The 23,168-nt window shown below is 38.7% G+C and carries 10 protein-coding genes; 7 read left to right on the top strand and 3 right to left on the bottom strand.

What is annotated here, in order from left to right; genetic code table 11:
- Positions 1 to 60: 60 nt before the first annotated feature.
- The gene (locus Q0W95_RS00295) at positions 61 to 15,105 is read left to right on the top strand and encodes a SpaA isopeptide-forming pilin-related protein (protein ID WP_297788329.1); all 15,045 of its coding nucleotides are present in this window, start codon (positions 61 to 63) and stop codon (positions 15,103 to 15,105) included.
- Between the two features lie 281 nt (positions 15,106 to 15,386).
- Here the strand turns inward: Q0W95_RS00295 and Q0W95_RS00290 are convergent, their stop codons facing one another.
- Genes Q0W95_RS00290 through Q0W95_RS00280 form a run of 3 tightly spaced genes read right to left on the bottom strand, consistent with a single transcriptional unit; the run spans position 15,387 to position 18,547 of the window.
- Positions 15,387 to 17,165: an acyltransferase family protein gene (locus Q0W95_RS00290; RefSeq protein ID WP_297788325.1), complete on the bottom strand. Its 1,779-nt coding sequence runs from the start codon at positions 17,163 to 17,165 to the stop codon at positions 15,387 to 15,389.
- Entirely contained in the window at positions 17,155 to 17,544 is a 390-nt protein-coding gene (locus Q0W95_RS00285; RefSeq protein ID WP_297788323.1) for a hypothetical protein, read from the bottom strand. Before Q0W95_RS00285 ends, Q0W95_RS00290 begins: the two co-directional genes overlap by 11 nt.
- Entirely contained in the window at positions 17,534 to 18,547 is a 1,014-nt protein-coding gene (locus Q0W95_RS00280) for a beta-eliminating lyase-related protein (RefSeq protein ID WP_297788320.1), read from the bottom strand. Before Q0W95_RS00280 ends, Q0W95_RS00285 begins: the two co-directional genes overlap by 11 nt.
- 319 nt (positions 18,548 to 18,866) lie before the next feature.
- Between Q0W95_RS00280 and Q0W95_RS00275 the strand changes: the two genes are divergently transcribed.
- The 6 genes from Q0W95_RS00275 to Q0W95_RS00250 all read left to right on the top strand — a co-directional run bounded on the left by Q0W95_RS00275 (position 18,867) and on the right by Q0W95_RS00250 (position 22,816).
- Entirely contained in the window at positions 18,867 to 19,085 is a 219-nt protein-coding gene (locus Q0W95_RS00275; protein WP_297788318.1) for a FeoA family protein, read from the top strand.
- Positions 19,085 to 19,312 (top strand): ferrous iron transport protein A, encoded by a 228-nt coding sequence (locus Q0W95_RS00270; protein ID WP_297788316.1) that lies wholly within the window; start codon positions 19,085 to 19,087, stop codon positions 19,310 to 19,312. Before Q0W95_RS00275 ends, Q0W95_RS00270 begins: the two co-directional genes overlap by 1 nt.
- Positions 19,309 to 21,462 carry a ferrous iron transport protein B gene (gene feoB, locus Q0W95_RS00265; RefSeq protein ID WP_297788313.1) on the top strand — a complete coding sequence of 718 codons (2,154 nt, stop codon included), beginning with the start codon at positions 19,309 to 19,311 and terminating at the stop codon, positions 21,460 to 21,462. Before Q0W95_RS00270 ends, feoB begins: the two co-directional genes overlap by 4 nt.
- An 88-nt stretch (positions 21,463 to 21,550) precedes the next feature.
- Positions 21,551 to 21,724 (top strand): FeoB-associated Cys-rich membrane protein, encoded by a 174-nt coding sequence (locus tag Q0W95_RS00260; protein WP_297788310.1) that lies wholly within the window; start codon positions 21,551 to 21,553, stop codon positions 21,722 to 21,724.
- A gap of 109 nt (positions 21,725 to 21,833) precedes the next feature.
- Positions 21,834 to 22,265, top strand: a complete 432-nt coding sequence (locus tag Q0W95_RS00255) for a flavodoxin (protein ID WP_297788306.1) — start codon at positions 21,834 to 21,836, stop codon at positions 22,263 to 22,265.
- Entirely contained in the window at positions 22,265 to 22,816 is a 552-nt protein-coding gene (locus tag Q0W95_RS00250; RefSeq protein ID WP_297788303.1) for a DUF3793 family protein, read from the top strand. Before Q0W95_RS00255 ends, Q0W95_RS00250 begins: the two co-directional genes overlap by 1 nt.
- The last annotated feature ends 352 nt before the right edge of the window (positions 22,817 to 23,168 follow it).

Below are 23,168 nucleotides of genomic sequence, written 5' to 3'. Positions count from 1 at the left end.
TAATAAGTTAATAAATGAAATAAATTAGACAATTAAGATACATACTTGAAAGGGGTTATGATGAAGAGGAAGTTGAAAGACTTTGTAGTAAAATTCATCTCACTAAGCTTAGCAATAACAATGGCTGTACCAACCAATGTTTATGCTCTAGGACTAAATGATAGAGATGAACAAATGCCTACAATGATTAGACAAAAAGAAGTTAAGGAAAAAGATAAGGGTGAAGGGGACGAGTCCATTCACAAGCTCGATTGCGAGGCAGACCTTAACGAAAAGGGAGATAGGATACTTGCAAAGATAAAAGTTTCTGGCAAAAATCCTGCTGACATTTTAAGTATAGCTATAAATCACAACCAGGCCATAAAAGACCTACACCTAAAAGAAGTGAAAAATCTCCAAACAGGAGAGGATATAGCTTATGAAGTGGAAGATGCAGGGGAAAACTCAGACCTTAAGAGCCTAGCAATCAAAGCTAAGCAAAAAGGCGACCTAGAATACACTATCGAGGCAATTATTGATAAGGAGAAGATAGATACCAAGAAAGTTTACTCATTCGACCTATCACTCGACCAAGGCTCTACCAACCTCGACCTTAGGAGAATATCCTACAAGTTTATCGAAGAAGAAGATGAGAATGACCCAGAAGTCAAAAATCTTATCCTAAGTCAAAGCAAGGAAGGTGAAGATTCGCAAAGTAATATTGCCTACACCAAAAACGACGATGAGGACAAGGATGATACACTAACCTACACCGACTACCTAATCTCCAAAGACAAGGGCGATGAGAAAAGTAAGGAAGAAAATAAAAATGAAGTAACCTACAAGCTTGCCATTGACAAGAACCAAGACCCTAATAATGGAGAAATCACTCTTGAATATTATAAGGCAGGAGAAAAAGGCTTCGCCCTTCAAAAAGAATTTTCAACTCAAATCCCTTACCAAGAAGAAACCAAACTTGACCTACCTCAAGGTTACCTTCTAAAACTAACCTACACCAACAGGCTAGATAAGAAAAATACCAAAATAGAAAAATACTCTGTAAATGCTAGAGAAGTAAAAAATCCACGCTTTGTCAAGGAAGAGAAAAAACAAGCCGAAGACAAGGAGGACCCTGCCCGAAATAAGGCAGAGGAAAATAAGAAAAAAGCTCCTTTACCAAAAACAGACGCAAAAGACGAGGAGCAAACCCCTAGCAAGGAAGAAAAGGATAAAGAAGATAAAAACTCCGAAGAGCTCGTCATAGACCAAAATTCAGCTGATGATAAAGAAGTTGCTACTAAACCTTTGGAGCAAAGTAAGGAAGAAAAAGACTTATCTAATAAAGAACAAACCCCCAAAAACCAACTACCAGTCAACCAAAAAGGTCTAAACCAAAATCAAACCCAAGCTCTAGTTGATAACTTCAACCATGAGCTAGAAAAACAAAAGCAAAACACCATCGAGGAAAAACCATCCAAGAAATTCCTTGATACCATAAAGGGAATTTTTGGTAAGTCTTCCCTCCAAAAGGCAGACAAAGACCTCAAGAAGGCTCTCGCCGATAAGAAAAATGGCCTAGAAGACATTCAAAAAATCTTAACAGAGCTTGGCGACAAATACGACCTATCAAGAGCTGACCAAGCGAAGTTGATGGAAGATAATGAAGAAGCCATCAAAAATCTTATAGCCAGAGATGCTGACGAAAACTTCAGACCTCATATGTTTGCGGTAACTGATGAGCTAAACCTTGATGACAAGAAGTTTAATATCATCACTCGTTTTCAAACATCAAATGTAGGCGGCCCTATCCAACCTTACCAATACTTTGATATCCACCTAGATGAAAAGCTAACAGTAAAAAACCCAGCTAGCCTTGAAGATATTATCTACCATGGTAGGGTTATCGCTAAACCAACATATATCGAAAAAGAAAATAAAATAAGATATCAAATCCAAGGAACAATCCCTGAAAACATCAATGTGCCAATCAACATTCCTGTAGATTACAACACAAAAAACATAAAAAAGTTAGATGATGATGGGACCTTTACCGTAATAAATAAGGTAAGTGGTATGGGAATTGTCAACCCTCCAAAGGACCTTGTTCCGCAAAAGGTAGACAAGGACGGTAACCTAGCAGGATCTATAATTGAACCAGGTAGGGGAGATGTTGCTGAAATCATAGAAGCAGACGATAAGTCCTACAAGGTAGATATGGATGCCTACGGGACACCAGTTGTCAATAATGGAGTCCTTAAAGGATTCAACTGGAAGGCTACTGTTCTATCAACAGTCAACCTCAAAGATATCGACCTAAGCATCAACTTTACAACAGTAACTGGTTCGGGTCTTGGAGAAATCCAAAACCTCACTCTTGATGGAGTTGACATCGACAAAGATAAACATCAAAACGATATAAAGGGTAAGCTTGGTATTGTTGATTCTGTAAACTACAAGCCTACCATAAAAGATGGCAAGAAGTTTACCTACTCCTTCTATACACCAGTAACAGATGTCCAAGAATCCTATATGCTAGACTTAAACGCTATCGCAAATGGCAAAGTTGGAGCAAAGAGGGTTGTTGCAAGACAAGGTTACCCAAAAGATAAGGTAGTAAATGCAACTCCTAACAGAGTTGGTATGAACAACAGAACATCTATTTTGGGAGAATTTCCAAACAATACCCAAGCCAAATGGACTATAACAGATCAAGTATCAACTGGAGATGATGGCAAGCTTCCCCTAGAATCAAGAAAACTATCAGGAAAGCAAGAGCTTTCTCAAGGTAGAAGAGCTATCTATGCTGTAGATACCAACATAGAACATAAAAATACCACCTACGGCAAGATGATTAAGGTTGGAGAGGTGGAAGATGCAAACCCTATTCCAAAAGCTGGAGAAAACCCACCACAAGCCCAACCAGTTGGATCAATAGTTGCTTATGAATATATAACAGACCTAAAGGGGGATACAGCATCTTCCTTGGGAGGAGTTCGTATATCTAAAAACCAAGACCTCAGAATTGACCAAAATTGGGGCTTGGATGATGGTGCAAAAATGCCAGCTCAAACAATTAAGGCCATAGATCCTGTAACAGGAGAAGAGCTCGGAAAAACTGACCTTAAAGAAGGAGCTAAAGAATCTAGTGGCAGACAAATCACCATAGCAAATGTAAAGGTATGGAATATTGATTCTAAAGGAAAGGCGACAAGAATTCTTCCAAAGATTGACCAAGGACTCCCAAAAGAAAAGCAGGAAGAAAACGGCAAGACCTACCAATACTTAGAAAACTACAACTACTACCAAAAAGACCTCAACCAATACTATATTCACAATATAGGTGTAGAAAAAGTCGTAAAAAAATATGGTAACTTTACCCTTGTTAAGATTAACAAGGAAACTAAAGAACCAATAGAAGGAGCAAGATTTAGACTTACAAGAGGTCCTGAAGTCTACACTAATGTTGAAGGTAAGGCTGAGTTTTCAAACATAGAACCAGGCTCTTACACTCTTATTGAAACAAAGGCACCCCTAGGCTATAGGCTAGCTGAGGATACAACTATAACAGTAGATAAGGAGGGTAGGGTAAGATCATCTGGTCCAAATTCAAGTCAAAAGGGCGATGAAACTGCAACCCAATACTTCAACTACCCTAGATATCCGTTATTTATGAACATAATGGCCTACTCTAAAAAGGAAAATGATGGCAAGGTAACTGCCTACCTCTACCTCAAACCTGATGATGGTGGTGGAACCAACCAAAACACCAGACTTAATATAAGAGGATTTCAAAATGATCTTACAGTCGATGTCTTTGACGTTAGTCCATCAAAAAGACAGGGTCTTAGAAAGGCCATGGAAATCCAATCAGAAGAAGATGTAGAGAAGAATAAAGAGGGATCAGTTTTAAATAAAAAAAATAGCTGGGCGTCAATCACTGGATATGCCAATGTTTATGAATCCTACACAGGAGAGACTGGCTATCAAATCAAAATTCCTCATGAGAGATTTGGGGATAACTGGGGCTTTCTAGTAAAGGTTAACGGAACACCTACAAGAGATGATAAGAAAGTATCTTATGACTGGTTAGTAGATAATAACGATCCGGGCAACAACGCAAGAATACAAAAAACTATCGCCCCACTAGATCCATCTGTGATAAAAGAGACTCAAGTAATTGTAACAAATGAGAAATTCAAGACCAAACCTGTTCAAGTAATCAAAGTTGATTCACAAAAAAGACCTCTAGGAGGAGCAAGCTTCGTCCTAAAAGATGCTGAAGGAAACCCTCTAAAGACTGTCACATCTAATGACAAAGAAGGAGAGGACAAGGGTAAGGCAGACTTTGGCGAGATGCCACCAGGCAACTATGTTATAGAAGAGCTCTCAAGTCCTACTGGCTATGTCGATTCTCAACTTGTTTTTGATGTAACAGTTGATGAAAAATCTCAAGTTTTCTATGCACCAAGGTTTAAAAACAACCAAGGTAAAGCTATCCACGGTAAGGACTACTGGATTGAAGATGAGATAGTTAAGGATGAAGAAGCTTTAGCTACAGTTATAAAAGCAAAACAATCCATGACCCTAGATGAAAACAAGTCGGGTGGCCTAGGAGAGAAAAAGGGTGTGTGGGAGGCCTACCGCTACGAATCCTACACCTACAAGGCGGATATAACCTTAGAAAATGTTACACCTAACAAGAGATTTGAGATTCAGTTTGACAAAAATCTCGACTTTACTCAATATGTAAACAAAATTCCAGATATAGTAGTTGACGGTAAAGTTGTAGCTAAGCAATATTTCAACTACGAAACTAACCTCTTGACCTATGTCTTTAATGATGAAGCTTCGGGTAGGGTCGACTTTAGTCTTAGCATAGTTGGTGTAATCCCATCTAAGTTCTATGCTCAAAACTCTGGAATTTACCACTTCACAAATGTGGTTGCACCAGGCGAGCAGATAGCTAGTGGTAACCAAACTGATGAAATTACAGTTAATGCCTTCTATGAGGATTATGATTCACCTAAAGACGGTAATGCACCTACCCAAGCCTACTACTTTAGAGATGTCTACCAAGGTGATGATGGTAATTGGTATGTAAAAGCACTTGCCTACTACAACCCAACCTCAACAGCAAAAGGAGAACGTCAAAAGCCAAGAAGTCTCTTCTTTAACTGGATGTCAACCAACTGGACCCCTTCAAGAATCAATGACTGGTCAGGTAATGGTAACGAACCAGCCTTTGCCCTTGAAGATGTCAAGATTTACTATGTCCAACCTACAGGTCCAAACAAGTTTCAGATAAATAACAGGAAAAACATGCCTTTGTCTATGGGTATAATTCCTGAAAACGACCCAATCACCTACCAGAGGGTATATAGCCAAAAGATCGATCCGAAAGCCTATATATCAAATAGGCAGGGAAACATCGGCTTAACCTATAACCCAAACCAAATAACAAGGACTGGAAGACTTGATAGCTACTATCCACTTGTAATTGATATGCCAAAAATTTCTGATGCCAATGAAGGTTATGTGATTGAGCAAACTTTCAAGGTAACAGACTTACACAAGTTTAGGAATATGTTTAGAGCCTTCTACATGGCAAACTCAAAAGACAAGAATGTTGCCCTCCAGTCAGCCTTCGCGTCAAAGGTAAATGCCAACGACTCTGCTGCATCCCAAATTAAGAAAGAAATTCCTAAATTCTACAAGCAAAAGATAATGATGGTTAACGAACCATATATACCAACCAGCTTCAAGATTAGGAAATATAGCCAGGCAGACAAAAACAAAACCCTCCAAGGAGCAGTCTTCTCATTAGAGAGAAAAGATGGCCACACAGTTGCAAGAACTACCGACTCCAAGGGTGAGTTGACTTTTGATAACCTCTTGCCTGGAACTTACACCCTAAAAGAAACCAAGGCACCAGATAATTACAACTTATCCGATAAGATCTGGCAGGTAAACGTGTCAAAAGATGGCTATGTAACCATATCCGAAATTGGTTTCAACTCTGATGGAACATCAATAGTAGGAAAAGATCTTATCTTAGATGTAGCCAACAAACCAAAGGGTCAAGACTTTGTAGTTTACAAAAAAGGCGAGGATGGCAAGCCTCTAGCTGGAGCAACCTTTATAATCAAGAAAAAAGATAGCGAAGATATCTATGCTATAGGAAAATCAGACGGAAATGGTGTTGTTAAATTCAAGGAAAATCTTAAAGATGACAACTTCAAGAAATTAGAAAATGGAGTCTACATCCTAGAAGAACAAGAAGCTCCTACAGGCTATAAGAAACTTGACAAAAAATGGGTTCTCGTAGTAGGTGATAAGGGAGTTGAGGTTCACGATTATATACAAGGACCAAACGAGCAAACCAGCGAAACCGTAAACAAATCCCTCCTCGTAGAAAAAGGAACTAAGTGGGTTAATGTACTCAAAAGACCTCTAGGAAAATTCAATGGTCTTCAAGACGTCAGATGGAAGGGATATGTTGATGACAGTAGCATACCATACAAGATGGGTACAAGAATCATCGGCATTAACAGAGACAAAAAATATGTAATCCAAAGATTCGTTATCAACCCAGAGGCTAGGTCCATGGGGCCATCCAAGGTTCAAATCCATAGACAACCCCTAAGTGAAACAAACATAGAGTGGTATAAGGGTGATGAAGCCTACAAGATTTTTGAGCTCGACAAGGCTGTTACTAGCAATGTAGAAGATATAAGACTTGAGCATTATGTAGCCAAAGAGCTAAGAGATATCAAACCTCAGCTAGTAAGTAAGCCTGGCGAAATTCCTAAAAGAATGGAATTTAACATACCAAAAACTGATAAGCCTATCATAATAGATGTAAAAGTTCCATATGAGAACGAAAGTGGTGGCGTTGGTCTAGGAATGGACTATTGGGAAAATGTCGGAACGGCAAATGAAAAAGTCTACTGGAAGCCAGACTACTACGAAGAAGTTTCTGATATAGTAGAAGGAGATGAGGTAAGCTCCAACACCCAAGCAGGTAACATTATAGGTGCCTATGTTTCAGAAGGATCACTCGACCTAACCAACAAGAGAAACAAACACGAGTTTGAATTTAAGAAAATTCGTGAAAAAGAACTAGATGGTTTATCTGGAGCAACCTTTAAGCTTACAGGCACTAAGCCAAGCACAGACCCTAAATGGGGCAAATCAGATGCTGATGGCAAGGTCAAATTCAAAGACCTCCTACCAGGTACCTACCACCTAGAGGAAGAAGGAGCCCCACAAGGTTATGAGGCTGCCAACACAACTTGGACTGTAACCATCAAAGAAGATGGAAAAGTCTACATCAAAGACGACCTACCAACGCCAACAGTTCCAAATAAGGATCCAGAAAGCAAGTGGCAAAAGGTAAAAGTTGGCCAAGGCGAGGCAACAAACCAATCTGTCGCATCGAGAGATGAGTACAAACAAATAGCTGACCAAAAAATAAAGACAAACATCGTCGAAGTTAACTTTGCTACAAATAGGATGAGACAAGTCTACCTCCTAAATAGGAAGTCAGAAAGACTTGAAAATCCAACCCTTGAAATTCACTCTCAACCAGAAGGAAGAGATATAACAAGCAAAAACACTAAGGTTATATCAATCCACTACGTTAATTCTAGCTCAGAACCTGATAAGTTAGTGGACGTTAGCCAGACTGTTCCTTACAAGACAGAAGTGATTCACAAGAACAACCACGACAGGCTAAAAATCAGCACCAAGGCTGAGGGAGAAAAGCCAATAGCAGTAACCATAGAAACAGATATTCCGAAAGAAGGAATAATCGGTACTGGTATGGACTATACCAACCTTACCAATGGATACTGGGCAGCCGAATCCTACGCAAATAGAGATAAGTTCGCCCTAGACCCTATACCAGATTCTAAGGTTGACAAGACAAGTAAGCTAATCATAGATGGCAAAGACAGGAGCGCTGATGCTCAGAGTATGCTAAGAATGGCAAGCGAAGAAAACCCAAGCCTGCTAGCCAAAGAAAATGGCATTCTAGCAAGAAACTTCTCCTTTAGGTCCTTGCTAAACCAAGACCTAGACCTATCTCAACCACTAGCTAAGCTAGACCTAAGGTCAAATGACCTAAGAAGCTTCAGAAGCCTTGGAGCCAAAAGAGCAATAGCCCCAAGAAGTATGAATGTTAGCACAAGAGCTGCAAGGTCAGCAGATGTTTGGGAGAAAGTTTATCCAGATAAATCTACTGGCAGAGCAGGAGTTGCCCACAGTGCTAACTTCATGGAAACTAGAGTTACTGAAATTAACAAGGGTAAGGATAAAGGTAGATTTAGACAACAGTTCTTGTTCAAGACCAAAAATATAGGCTTTAGTAACTATATTGAAATTCATAGACAACCTGAGAAAGGCAATGAATTCAGATTACAAAACGGACCAAGGGTAACAATTTCAACTATAAAATTCTATGCAGTAGATCAGGGATCAACCTTAGACAATATAAGTGGTATGAGGGAAATCAATGTAAAAGCGGAACAATTTATACCGTCAGGCAAACCTATGAGAGTTAAGGCAACACTTCCTGCTAATACAACTGTCTTAGTTGAAATAGAAGCACCTTATGCAAATGATAGAACCATAGGACTTGGTGCTGACCACCAATATGACACTAAGCCAGGCTTGTATCAACAAAAAGACTATAGAGAATGGGCAGCTGACTCTTATTCAGAAGAAGCTAAAGTTAATGATAAGGTTCAAGAGCCTACCATAACTTATCAAAATAGGACAGAGGAAACAAAAATACCATTTACTAAACAAACAGTTTACTCTGACCAATATCCAGAAGGTACAAGTCAAGTTACTCAAAAAGGTGTAGATGGTAAGGAAGTAAAAACCTATAAGCAAAAATTTGTGAATGCTCAGTTTGTTAGTGAAGAGTTAATCGACACTCAAAGAACTGAACCTATTCCAGAAATAACAACTGTAGGTACAAAAAAAACTCAACAACAAACCTTCAAGGTTAACACAATACCAGTAGACCATGGAAGTGTTACAGCTCAACTTGAGGCAAGGGTAGATGAAGAGGTGAAAGTCAATATAAAGCCAGATGATGGATATGTTATTGATAAGATTGAAGTTCTAAATAACAAAAATGGAGCCTTCATAAGGTATGTAGACTTGCTGACTAAATCTTTCACAATGCCAGCACAGGACGTAGCACTAAAAGCCTACTTTAAAGAAAAACCTCAAGCAAAAAAATTCACCATTAAAACAAGTGTTTCAGAGGGTAAGGGTACTCTTACAGTAGACCCAACTTCCCAAGAAGAGGGTAAGCCTGTAACAATTACTGTAAAACCAGATCCTGACTATGAAATCGGACAAGTTACTGCAAATGGGAAAAATATAGTTCCTTTATTAGATAGTAATGGACAATATACCTTCAATATGGAAGCTAAGCCTGTTAATGTAATTGCAACCTTTAACAAAAAAGAAGTTGTGCCAAAAGAGTCCTACTACGTTGGTGTCGATAATAATAATAATGGTAAGAAGGTTGTAGTTTATACAAGGACAGAATCTGGTAAGTCAGAGGCTGGAAAACTTGTAGAATTTACAGTAACACCAGATGATGATTATGAAATAACAAGTGTTTATGTTAGGAAGTCTGATGGTAGTGGGCAGAATGTAGAACCATTAAATAAAAATGGGGATAGATACTCATTTACTATGCCTAATCAAGCTGTAACTATTTACGCTAATGTACAATACGTCCAACCACCACAAGGAACCTACCTTGTTGGAATTAATCCGAAAATAACTGGTGGTAGTGTAAAAACTGAGCCTAGAAGACCATATCCTAATGATAAGGTTAGAATCATTGCAACACCAAACCAAGGCAACACGCTCGAAAGCCAAAGCCTAAGCGTTACTAAACAATGGGGTGGAAGTGTAGATGTCCAATATGATGACCAAGGGCCATACTTCATCATGCCAAATGAAAATGTAACAGTTAATGCTAAGTTCGTAAAAGGCCAAGGTCCTGGTCCAAATCCGGGTGGAGGAGATAGTCCAGGTGGTGGCTCAGATGTCCAACCAGACAGTCAAGAACTTGGCTACCTAATTTACGATCCAGCAACAAAGACTAGAAAAGATGCCAAGATTACCAACAAGAAGGCTGGTCTTGAACTAAGTCTTTTCAAGAAGGACACAGTTGATAGGCCACTAGAAGGTGGAGAGTTTAAGTTAATAAAGACTGATGAAACATACAAAACTGAAGATAAGAGCTTTACTCCAGTTACGGCAGTTTCTGACAATCTAGGTAAGATAACCTTCAGGAATGACAAAGACCAACTTGTCAAACTCCAAACAGGTTACTATGTCCTAGAGGAGCTTAGACCACCACTAGGTTACAAGAAGGCATCTTCTAAGTGGAAGATTGAGGTTAGAGATGATGAGGGCAGGATGCATGCGACCTATTTTGGTCCAACCAAAACTCCATCCCAATACCTAGAGTCTAAGGAATCCAAATTACACGATGATACTTTAGATTCTAACCTAGCCATAAGAACGGCATCAAAGATAACCCACATAGATCCTGATTCTAAGACTTTTGTCCAAAAAATTATCGTAGACCTCAGAGGCTACACAGGTAGCGATAAGGTTAATGTTCAAATAATGCCTAAACACAAAAGGGATGAAAAAGATAGACCAAAAGTTGCACCGGATACCATCAAGGAAGGTCTAAAGACTGCCTACAGGACAACCTACAAGATTTCTGACCCAGCTAAAAATCTTGACGTTGACTATATCTTAGGCTATTATGACCTATCTAAGGATGGAGTATCTATGGTTAACACTGCTAGGTGGAGACCATATGACTGGGGCTTTGATGAAGACCAACTCAATCTAGACAAGGGTGGGGTATACTTTATCGATATAGAAGGCTATTACGACGAGTCCCTAATTACTGGCATCGCGGTAAATGAAAAAGATGTGGATGGTAAGAAGGTTGCCCCTCACAAACATCCAGACCTTACTAAAGATGACTTGGCCAAGCTTGAAATGGATGTTAAGTTCTACCAAGGAGCAAGAGAGTTCCAACAAGCAATTTACGATGAAAGTAAACCGGATAAGATTAGATGGGAAAGCTTCCCTAAGGCCTCCTATCAAGCTGGTGCAAGCGAGCTTGCCAAAAAGTATGGAGATGCATGGTCAGGTCAACAATATAATAAGAAATACCAAAACTGGGTTGGTCGAGATGGTGGTAGGATTAGGCCAGATATAGAAAAGGCTACACCTGCAAAGACTCTTTCAACATCAGCTAATATTTCATCCTTGTATACAACCGACAAGGAAGAAGATAAGTTAGAGATACCTAAAGACGGGCTAGAAATAGTCAATGATGAGGAATCCTACAACATTACCTTCTCTAAACACGGTCGTGATGGGGATAAAGAGAAGGATCCTGCTTGGGCAAGCAATGGTAAGTTGGTTACAGAAAATAGGCTCGAGGGAGCAATCTTTAAGCTCCAACAACTCGTTCAAAACTCTTATGTAGACCTACCAGGTTCCTATGTATCATCAGCCTTCAACGGCTTCTTCGGCTTTAGAGGACTAAAACCAGGCCGTTATAGGTTGATGGAGGTTCAAGCACCAAAAGGATACAGACCAATTAAGGATGCCATCCTCTACATGACAGTAGACTATGAGAAACCTAATACCAATGTTCAAACTGGTGAAATAACCAAGGGAAGGGGAGTTATCACCCTTGAGTATGATAAAGGTAATGGTATTATCGAGTACAATCCAGAAAAATCAGCAACTGTAAATGAAGGTAAGCTAATCGACTATGTTACATCGGCTACAGCCAAGAACATGGGTAAGATTATAAACGAAAAACCAGGCAAGGGTAAGATTACCATAACCAAAAAGGATGATGAGAACAAGCTCTTGTCGGGGGCAAAGTTTAAGCTAACTAGATTAAGTAGAATCGAAGATCCAAAAGAAGGCGAAATCAAGCCTTCACAAAACCAACCAGGTAAGGACAAGGTAGATGCTCAATACGTTGGTGAAGTTGATAAAAATGGTAAGCTTGTCTTTGACCAACTTCCAATTGGCCAATACAAACTTGAGGAAATTGAGCCAGCGCCAGGCCATACCAAGACTGGCCAAACATGGGACTTTGTTGTTGGTGGTAAGGGACTAGATCCTTATACTGTTCCAGAAGGAGTAAAGGGAAATGATGTTTCTTCTTTGATGAGCCTATCATCAAAACTATCAATCAACAGACCAGGTGCTGATGAGGAAGACCCATCACTAAACATATATCCTAACAGGGGAGATAGTCTAAGCTTCCAAAATACCTTCAAGGTAAAGGATAATGCAGAGATTAAACCTGGAGATTTCTTCAAGGTTAAGCTAACAGATGGACTAAACCTCCATGGTATCTACAAAGCTGATATGATTAAGAACTTAGACATATTCGCTGACGGAGTGGGTACTATAGCCAAAGGCTCTTACGATAGTGAAAACGGTGAAATCACCTACACTTTCACAGACTACGCTAAAACTTACACCTTGAGGGATTTGACAACCAATATCACAGCCTATATTGATCCATACAAGGTTACAAATAACCAAAACTTGTCTGTGGCCATGAGCCTAGAAAATCAAAATAAAACATCTACAAATGTGAATGTAAGCTATGACCTAGGCACTGAAAAAGTAGAAGATAAGGCCAAGAATAACCTAAACCTATCCTCAAGGCTAGTAAGCTATGACCCTAGGACAGGAGAGTTTGAGCAGTATATCTACATCAATAGGCTAAGACAAGGAGCTAATGGTGCGAGGTTAACCTATTATCCAGACACTAAGGTTGACAATCTAAGAATCGACCTCTATAGGGTAAAGGAAAACCAATTAGATAATTTGGATAACATATTGCCTCCATCCTACGGAATCAATCCACAAGGATTGACCTATGTTACAGGCCAAAATGCAACAAATAATGATGGCTCATCCTATATAGTATTTCCTGATGGATATCCTAACAAAAATACTGTCTACCTAGCTAGAGTAACGGGTAGAGTTAGTGAAGATAAGTCAACCTACAATCCACGAGTAAGGATGCAAAGATTCTATAATGGCAATATCTACATGTGGGCTGAGAGGGAAAATCATGTATATAGTTTTGTAAATACTAATACAGGTACAGCAGATGTTGAGGTTACAGCTATTAACCCTAAAAATAGGATTAGCTTCAAGAAGGTAGATCCAACAGGCTATCCATTAGCTAAAGCAGAGTTTAAGCTTGTTAAATTTGATGGAAGCACTTGGAAGGATGTTAAAAACTCAGAAAAGACTTCAGATGAGAAAGGTCTTGTAAGCTACGATACCCTAGAGCAAGGAACCTATGGCCTAGTAGAAACCAAGGCTCCAGAAGGCTTTACTAAGCTAGAGGGACCTATAGAAATCTTTGAAGTCTCAAAGGACGGCAAGATTGTAAGACTGGTAGATAAGCCAAGCAACAAGCAATCATCTCAAACAAGAACCATGCTAAGGTCTCTAGCAGACGGTATGGATAATTCAGAAAGACTTGTTGATTCCAAGACAAAGATAGCTGAGCCTTTAGGAAAAGCACCGATTGAGATTGTTGACCCTCGAGAGGTGAAATTCAAGAAGGTTAACAAGGAAGATAAGGGTCTTAGTGGAGCAGTTTTTGAAGTTTACTACAAGAATTCTATAAAAGATACCTATAAGGCTTACAGGGTAATCAAAGACGGCAAAGAAACTAAGGACACATTGACTATCAAATCTAGCGATGATGGTGCGATGAGCCTAAGCCTTGACAAACCAGGCTACTATGCTCTAAAGGAAATTAAAGCTCCAGAAGGCTACGACCTTCCTAAGCTAGACTTTGTAAAAGAGTTTAGGATAGTTGATGGCAAGGTACAAGTCAAAGATGGTAACAAGATTACGACTGGCGAAGTAACAGGAGATAAGGGTCTAATCAAGGCGGAAGTTTATGAGATTAATAATAAAGCTCGTACCTTCAAGGAAAGATTAATTATAAATCCAGACCATGGAGAATTTAGCTTTGATGGCCCAGATACTCAACTGAGATTTCTCGAAGATAACTGGAAGGTAATTAACGACAGGAAGGTAAGAGTAGCTGTACTGGATGAAGGCGAAAATCTTGATAATTTAAAAGAAAAATCTTATAGGGAAGTAACTGGTAAAGAAGTTAAAACCTATATTGAATCTAAAGAATATACATTGGTTAAATATAAGCTACAAGACCTCTATGGAGCTGGAAACTATACAGGACCTGAGAGGGGTAAGAGCAAGGTTACAACCAAAAAGACTTTAGTTGTGGAGATAGAAGGACAGCTAAAGGAAGGACAAACTTCAGCCGACCTTCAAACACAAATCCACTTTGATTTTACGACCCTAGATGAGATTACCTACAAGCTAGATACAATTGGTAAACCAAATTATGTTGACCTAGAAAATGAGGATTCGACAAAGCCAGAAGATGGCAATAGCCAAGTTAAGAAAAAGCCAATACGCATTGTAAATGAAAAGACTGGTATCTACTTTAAGAAAGTTGCTGAAAAAGATAAGACAAAGCCTCTAAGCGGAGCATCCTTTACAATAGAAAAATTGGTTGATAATAAATACCAACCTATAAATAAAGAGGGGGAAATTACATCTAGTCCAGATTCACCTAACAGCCAAGCATGGATTGAGACTTCTGATAAGGACGGTCTAATAAGATTTGAAAAACTTGCAAATGGCAAGTACCTAGTCAAGGAGATTAAACCACCAATTGGTTACGAAATTGGTGATGAACCAAGGGTACTAGAATTTGAAATCAAAGAGGGCAAAGTGTATAGGATAAAAGACTATAGGATTAATAAATCTTATAGCCCAGACTCATCGGATAAGACTTTAGCAGAGAAGAATGAGTATGAAAATTCTAAGGACAAGCCTCACGAGGTAACAAACAAACTGGCAAAATTGCCACTAACTGCAGGGCCAGGAGTGTGGATCGGTTTTGCCATCCTAGGAGCCTTGATTATGTCCTTAGCATCTATCTACCTTGCCAAAAAACAAAAAGAAGATGCTAAGAAAGCTTAGCCTTACAAATAGTGGAGTCCATCAAGACTTGACGATTTTGAATTAGGCTTAGGATTTGTTGAATATCTAAAAAGAAGAGGGAGTAAAATCTCCTTCTTCTTTTTGTTTGCCTTATTAGAATTGTGAAGTTGTAAGAAAAAAAGAGCCTTTGGCCTTTGAAATTTAGGAAATTTATAGGATGAAGTAAAAATCTTATAAAAATAAGCCCAGCAAGGAATTGTAATTCCAAGATGGGCTAGAAATTTTGAATTTAGTTGGCTTAGTAATTTTGAGACTTAGCCTTATTTTCCTTCTTTTTTGCTTGCCTCAAGAATAGCTTTTTGGAGCAAGGTGTTGTAGGCGTCGTAGGCTTCGGTTATGCCGTAGTAGTGGACGCCGTCTGTGCCTTGGTAGTATTCTGGGTGGTTCATGGCTAGCTCTTCCCAAGGCATATAGGTTATAAATTTGTATTTTTTTGCGACTTTTTGCATGGCTAGGCTTACCCTATGGGGTTGGTCGTATCTATTATCGTAGCAGGAGATAAAGATGAGCTTTTTGCCTTTTGGGAGAGCACTTACAATATCTTCTAGGCTTTCTTCTGGATTTTTTATTGCGTTTGTCCCAAGTTCTATCACTACAATTTCTCCGAGATTGCCTTCTTTGTCCATGCTTTTTATAAGTTCTGCCCCACTTTCAAGGAGTCTACTTCCTTCAGCGTTTACGGAAGTACCTGGGATTTTTTCTTCTATATACTCCCTATTGCCCAAAAGAACTGAATCGCCGATTATGGTTGTGGTAAGCTTTGTTTGCTTGATGGCAAGGTCTGGATTTTCACTTTCTTTGATGAATAGGTCGAGCTTGTCTTTATCTTTTTTGATTTGTCCTATATCTTGTTTGATTGATGAGACCCAGATTTGTTTTTCTAGGCTTACCATAGTATCAGAGGCAAGGGATAGGCCGATAGCACTTACAAAGGAGATTAGAACGACTCCCCCAAGGCTTACAATCCTCAACCTATCTTTGATATCTTTTGTGTAAGGACCGATTTTTATGGCCTCCCCCTTAAAGGCTGGTTCAAAGATATGGTAGTTAACCATAACAAGAGCTAGGGTAAGGATTATGGTTAGGACAAGGGCAATGGGTTTACTTGTAAGGCTCTTTGCTATTACATATACTGGCCAATGGAGGAGGTAGATGGAATAGGTGTAGGGGGCGATTTTTCTTACAGGACTTGGGTCTTTGGCTTTCTTATCTGAGAAGGCAGAAAGAATTATGGCAAGACTTAGGAGGTCGGTTAGGAAAAATCCGAGGATGTAGGTTGTTTTCATTTCATAGGCGAGAAAAAGTGCCATAAGGACTATTATTGCACCTGAGATCATGAAAGTTTCCTTGTAAGGAATCCTCTTAAAGCCAAATCTTTTGACAAAACAAGCTGCGAAGGCTCCTACAAAGAAGGAAGATAGCCTTGTGAAGTCGGAAAAATATATGAAGGATAAATTTTTGCCGAGGGCAGTTAGGATTATTGTCAAAAAAGTAGTGGCGAGGTAGAGGATAAGGCTTATTAGGAAGAACCTATTGGAGAAGGTCTTTTTAACATTAGTGCTTCTCTCGCTTTTCTTGTAGATAAAGTTCACAAAGATAGGCCAGAGGAGGTAGAAGTGGACTTCTATTGCCAAAAACCAAGTATGGAGGAAGAGGTGGCTGATAAATTGGGATTCATAGGAGCCACCACTTAAAATCTCGTAATAATTGCTGGTAAAGGATATAGCTGCCAGAAACTGATCCAAGTAGTGGACAGTGTAGTCCCTATTTATGAAAAAGGCCATAAGGCTTACCACAAAGACCATAAACAAGACTCCAGGAAAGATTCTTATGTATCTTTTCTTGTAGTAGGATGCTAGGTCGATTTTATCCTTGTCATAGACTTCGTTTAGGAGGTGGAAGCTTACGAGAAAGCCAGAGAGGACAAACATGATGTTTACACCCAAAAAGCCTGCTGGTAGAAATTCTTTGAATATATGATAGATTACTACAAGGCTTATACCAAAAACCCTGAGATTATCAAGTCCCTTAATTCGCATCTTTTTTTAGCTCCTCCCACTTGTCCTGGGTCTTTTTATAGACCCTACCATCGTTAAACTTTATTGTTACCTTGCCATTTTCCCTAATATAGTAGTAGTCCTTGCCTATAAAAGTACCATTTTCAGCAAATCTTCCCTTAGAAAAGTCTCCCTTGTAGAGGCCATCTTTGGAATTAAGAGCACCTTCGCCTTCAAACTTGCCATTTACAAGCTTACCTGTATAGGTAAGGTCCTTGTCGAGCTTGTAGTTTTTAACCTTTCTAGTATTTGGTTTGACAAGGATATAAAGGCCAGCCACAACCATAAAGATAAGACTTGCCTTAGAAAAGAGACTGATGAAGTCGTCGTATTTCATATCAAATTTCAAATCAAATTTCATTGAGAAAACCCTCCACATCGCTAGCCTTTGTCCTAAAGCTAGTAACAAGTCTTGCTAGCTTGTATTGATCATCTTCGCCCATTATTTCAAAGTGGGCGATTTTTTGCCACTTGGCTACGGTGTCATCACTTACTTTGACAAAAACTTGGTTGGAGCTAAAAGGATAGGCTAGGTCATAGCCTAAGTTTTCTAGCCCTATGGCGAGCTCTTTTGCCCTAGCAAAGGCAAGCTTGGAGCCTCTTAGGTAGAAGCCTTCTTCGGAAAAGACCCTCTCCCACATGATGCCAGAGACAAAGCCCTTGGCAAGCATAGCTCCCTTTTGTTTAATTAGTTTGAGAAAGTCTTTCTTTAGGTCCTCATTTTTAATCACGATAGCCTCACCAAAGATAAAGCCTACCTTAGTTCCTCCTAGGTAGAAGATATCGCACATGGACGATAGATCCTTTAGGGTGTAATCACACTTATCAGCCACAAGAGCTGATGCAATCCTTGCCCCATCAATGAAAAGATAGAGGCCATTATCCTTGCAAAAACTATAGATTTCCTCGATTTCTCTCTTGGTATAAACTTCACCAAGCTCTGTCGTGTTAGAAATGTAGACCTTCTTTGGACTTGTAGTAAATTCGTCTTGAAACTTTGCTAAATTTTTTTCAAGCAAGGCTCTAGTAAGCTTACCTGTAGGCGATTGGATTAGCTCGATTTTAAGACCAGTAGCCTCTATTGAGCCTGCCTCATGACCTTGAATATGACCACTTGTGCAAGCAAGGACAGAATCTTGTTGACGCATACCACAAGCCACCCCCAAAATATTGGCAGATGTACCACCTGGGACAAAGTGGATATCACAAGAAAAATCTCCAAGCTCGCCTCTAATAAGATTTCTAGCATTTTCACTATGGTCATCAAAACCATAGCCAATATTTTTCTCATCCAAACAATCCTTTAGAGCATCCAAAAGCTCTGGATAGCAAATTGAATTATAATCATTAACAAAAAAATACATAAATACTCCTTATCCCTATTATAACAAAGAAGATGAGCTTTTGGTATTTTTTCTAAAATTAATAAAAAATTTTATAAATAATAAAATTTTTTTCGTTGTCGAGTAGAATCTCTTGAAATACACAAGGGAAAACATATGCAAGAAGAATCATTTACTCAACTTTCTCAAAAAATATCAATGAAAATAAAAATTATTGTCTTTTGATATTGATTATTGTTTCGGATTGTGATATATTATAGCTAGATACGAACGATATATTTTATTTATATTGTAATATATCTAAAATGGTACTTGTAAATTTACATAGATTGGAGAGCCTATGCCAATAACATTGTTAAACGAAGGCGAGAAAGCTGAGATTGTATCCATTAAGGGAACTGATGATACCAAGAAACACTTGAGTAACTTAGGTTTTGCTAAGGGAAGAATCGTAAGCTTGCAGAAATTTGATGGAGTAAACTATATATTCGTGATTGACGACAATCGATTTGCCCTAAGCAAGGATTTAGCCAAGAGAATTATAGTTAAGGAGTTATGATGAACACACTAGATAAAGTAGAAGTTGGCTCTACTGTAGTAGTAGAGAAAATTCTCGGAGATTCTCCAACAAAAAGGAGAATTATGGATATGGGAATTACCAAAAAAACCGAACTTTTCATAAGAAAAGTAGCACCACTTGGAGATCCAATCCAAGTAAGCCTTAGAGGTTACGAACTAACAATCAGAAAAGAAGATGCAAAAAATATTAGGGTGGAAAAGATATGACATTTAGAATAGCACTAGCAGGAAACCCTAACTCAGGTAAGACAACCCTCTTCAACGCCTTGACAGGTTCTAACCAAAGAGTTGGTAACTGGCCAGGAGTTACGGTTGATAAAAAACAAGGTGTACTAAAGGGACACAAGGACATTATCATAGAAGACCTTCCAGGTATCTATTCCCTTTCCCCATACACACTAGAAGAAGTAGTAAGTAGACAATACTTGGTAGGAGAAAGACCAGACCTTATCATAAACTTGGTCGATGCTTCAAACCTTGTAAGAAACTTATACCTAACCAGCCAACTATTGGAGCTTGATATCCCAGTAGTTATAGCCTTGAACATGATGGACATTGTAGAAAGCAAGGGAGATAAGATTGATATAGATGCCCTTAGCAAGAAACTAGGTTGTCCAATAGTAAAGACTGTCGCTTCCAAGGAAAATGGTGTTGATGAGTTAATCAAAACAGCTGTTAAGCTAAAAGATACTAATCAAAAACCAAACTTCCTAGAATACGACGAAGAAACAGAAAAAGTCCTCAAAGAAATTGAAGAAAAGTATTCGTCTAAACTAGACAAAGATTTATCAAGATATTATGCAATTAAACTTTTTGAAAACGATGAGGAAAGCCTAAAGCACTTGACAATCGACTCAAAAGATTTGGCTGAAGTTGCTAAACTTAGACAAGAAGTCGAAGCAAAAGAAGAAGATGATGCTGAAAGTATCATAACAAGTGCAAGATACGAAAGACTAGAGCAAATCTCAAGCCAAGTCTTAGTTAAGGCTAAGCCAAAACTTTCAACAACTGACAAGATAGATAAGATTGTTACAAGCAGGATTTTGGGTCTTCCAATCTTTGCCCTAGTAATGTTCTTAGTTTACTTCCTGTCAGTATATGAAAAATCACCAGGAACAATGGGAACAGATGCCGTAAATGGTTTCTTTGAAGATACCCTAACCCCTTGGGCAGCAAGCACAATGGAGGCTATGGGCATTAACCCAGTACTACACTCACTTGTAACTGACGGTATCCTTGCAGGAGTTGGAGCTGTACTTGGCTTCTTGCCACAAATGATGGTACTATTTGCCCTCTTGAGTATCCTAGAAGATGTCGGATACATGGCAAGGGTTGCTTTCGTCATGGACAGACTCTTCAGAAGATTTGGACTTTCAGGAAAATCATTTATCCCAGCCATGATAGCAACAGGATGTGGGGTACCAGGTGTCCAAGCGTCAAGAACTATCGAGTCTGACAGAGATAGAAAGATTACAATCATGACATCAACCTTTATGCCATGCTCTGCAAAACTTCCTGTAATAGCCCTAATCGTAGGAGCTTTCTTCAAAGAACATGCAGCTCTTGTATCCTTCTCATTCTACATGATTGGTATAGCAAGTATAGTTGTTTCTGGAATTATCCTAAAGAAATTTAAAGAATTACAAGCAGATCCTGCACCTTTTATAATGGAATTACCTCCATACCACGCACCTCGTGCGAAATCAGTCCTTACAGATGTCTACAACAAGTCTAAGGCTTATGCAAAAAGAGCAGGAACAATAATTTTCGTTTCAACAATAGTAATCTGGTTACTATCTAGCTTCGACTTTAGACTAAACCTAGTTGAAGCAGATACAGAAAGCTCAATACTAGCAAGTCTTGGTTCATTGATTGCAATAATCTTTAGACCAATCGGCTTCGACTCATGGCAAGCAACAGTTGCAACAATCACAGGATTTGTTGCCAAAGAAAACGTGGTTGCAACCATGGGAGTAGTACTAGGCCTTGGGGCTGATGTCACAGAAGAAAGTCAAGAACTTCTAATGGCCTTCAACCACGCTCTAGCTACACCAGTAGCTGGATATTCCTTCCTATTATTCAATATGCTATGCATGCCTTGTTTTGCAGCAGTTGGTGCAATCAAGACAGAAATGGCAGACAATAAGTGGACAGCCCTAACTATAGCCTACCAAATGTGCTATGCCTATGCAGTATCACTAATCTTCTACAACATTGCTAATCTCATCATGTATAGAATATTCAATGTGTGGACAGTAGTTGCAATCATAGTCCTAGTAGGAATGATTTACCTACTAGTAAGAAAACCTCAAGCTCAAAAGTCAATCAACTATGAGACAGGAAAGGTAAACGGATAGAAAAGCTTATGGGGAGATATTTCTCCCCTAAGGCTAAAAGCCACCAAAGGGTGGAAAGACTCTTGGCTTTCAAGCAAAGGAGAAGAAAATGAACTTACAATCAATAATTTTATTATTAATCATCCTAGCAGGATGTGCCTATGTAGTCTATACTAGATTTATAGCAGAAGATGGTCATGCTGGATGCAAGGACTGCATATCATGTTCAAGTAGCAAAGACAAAGACAAACACAACCACAAATCTTGTGGATGCGGATGCTAAAAAAGATTAACTTAGTTAATTTTTTTTACATAGACAGTGATATAGGTTATCATTATCACGATATGTGATGTTAACATAAAAATATTAAAAAATTTAAGGAGAAATAATTATGGCAAAAGTAGCAGTAGTATATTGGTCAGGAACAGGTAACACAGAAAAGATGGCAGAAACTTTCCTAGAAGCAGCAAAAGCAAACGGAGCAGAAGCAGAACTTTTCTTTGCAAATGAATTTTCAGCAGACAATGTAGCAGACTTTGATGGTTTTGCTTTTGGATGTCCTGCTATGGGTAACGAACAACTAGAAGATGGTGAATTTGAACCAATGTTTGACGATGTTGAACCAAAACTTGGTGAAAAACCAGTAGTAATCTTCGGTTCATATGAATGGAATGATGGTCAATGGATGTATGATTGGCAAGAAAGATGCAAGGACAATGGTCTTAACCTTGTTGCAGACGGACTTGCAGCTTACGATGATCCAGATGACGAAGCTTTGGAAAATGTAAAAGCACTTGCTAAAACATTAGTAGAAAAACTTTAATGAAAGAAGACCTACTAGTAGAGCACGCCTCTCCTGTGCTTACTGGTATAAAGCCTGCCAATCTCTTCCAGATTAGGTCGGCAGACATCAAATATGTCAGACAGATAGTAAGCTCGTGGGAGAGTAAGTGCAAGAATTGTCCCAATTGCGACCTCAAATTTAGGCTAATAGCCAAAAAGAATAAGGGGTTTTTGGTCCTAGTTTATAGGCAAAATCAACTAGAAAATATTATAAGAGACAGTGAAGTTGCAGACTTTATAAAAGACTTGGGCTACGATTCCAATAATTTAAACAAGTGCATGACTTGCCTATCACAAAGATTGAGAATCAGTGATTTCCCTCACGAGATAGGCCTCTTCCTAGGCTATCCTATTGACGATGTCAAAGCTTTCATAAAAAACCACGGCCAAAACTTTCTCCTAAATGGTTTTTGGAAGGTTTATTATGAAAAAGAAAAGAAAGAAGAAATATTTAACTCATATAGAAAAAGTAAGGCAAGAAACAAGAGCCTTCTTGAGAAAGGTTGTGATATAGCCACATTAGTAAGCTAGTAAATTAATTGAAAAATCTAAACATACGTATAATATTAGAATGCAACTGCCCCCAAAAGGCAGTTTTTTCTTGCGTAAATTTTTTTATGATAGATAAAATGATATTTCTGCTTGAAAGAGATAATTAAGCTGTATCAGATCCAAAGGAGATATGCCTAAGCTATGCTCTTGAATAAATTTTATGAGGATCTTTAGTAAAATATGAATAATTATATCATATATACAAAACGCTAATAAATAAACAATATAATACCCCACAGTAACTAGCACAAGCTTATAATAAATATTAAAGGTAATGAATTATATGTATAAATACTGAGAAACACGAGGAAAATTTTTAGTAAAATATACT

The organism is uncultured Anaerococcus sp. (assembly GCF_947253225.1).
Lineage (GTDB): Bacteria > Bacillota > Clostridia > Tissierellales > Peptoniphilaceae > Anaerococcus.
This window is presented reverse-complemented; position numbering and strand designations above follow the sequence as displayed.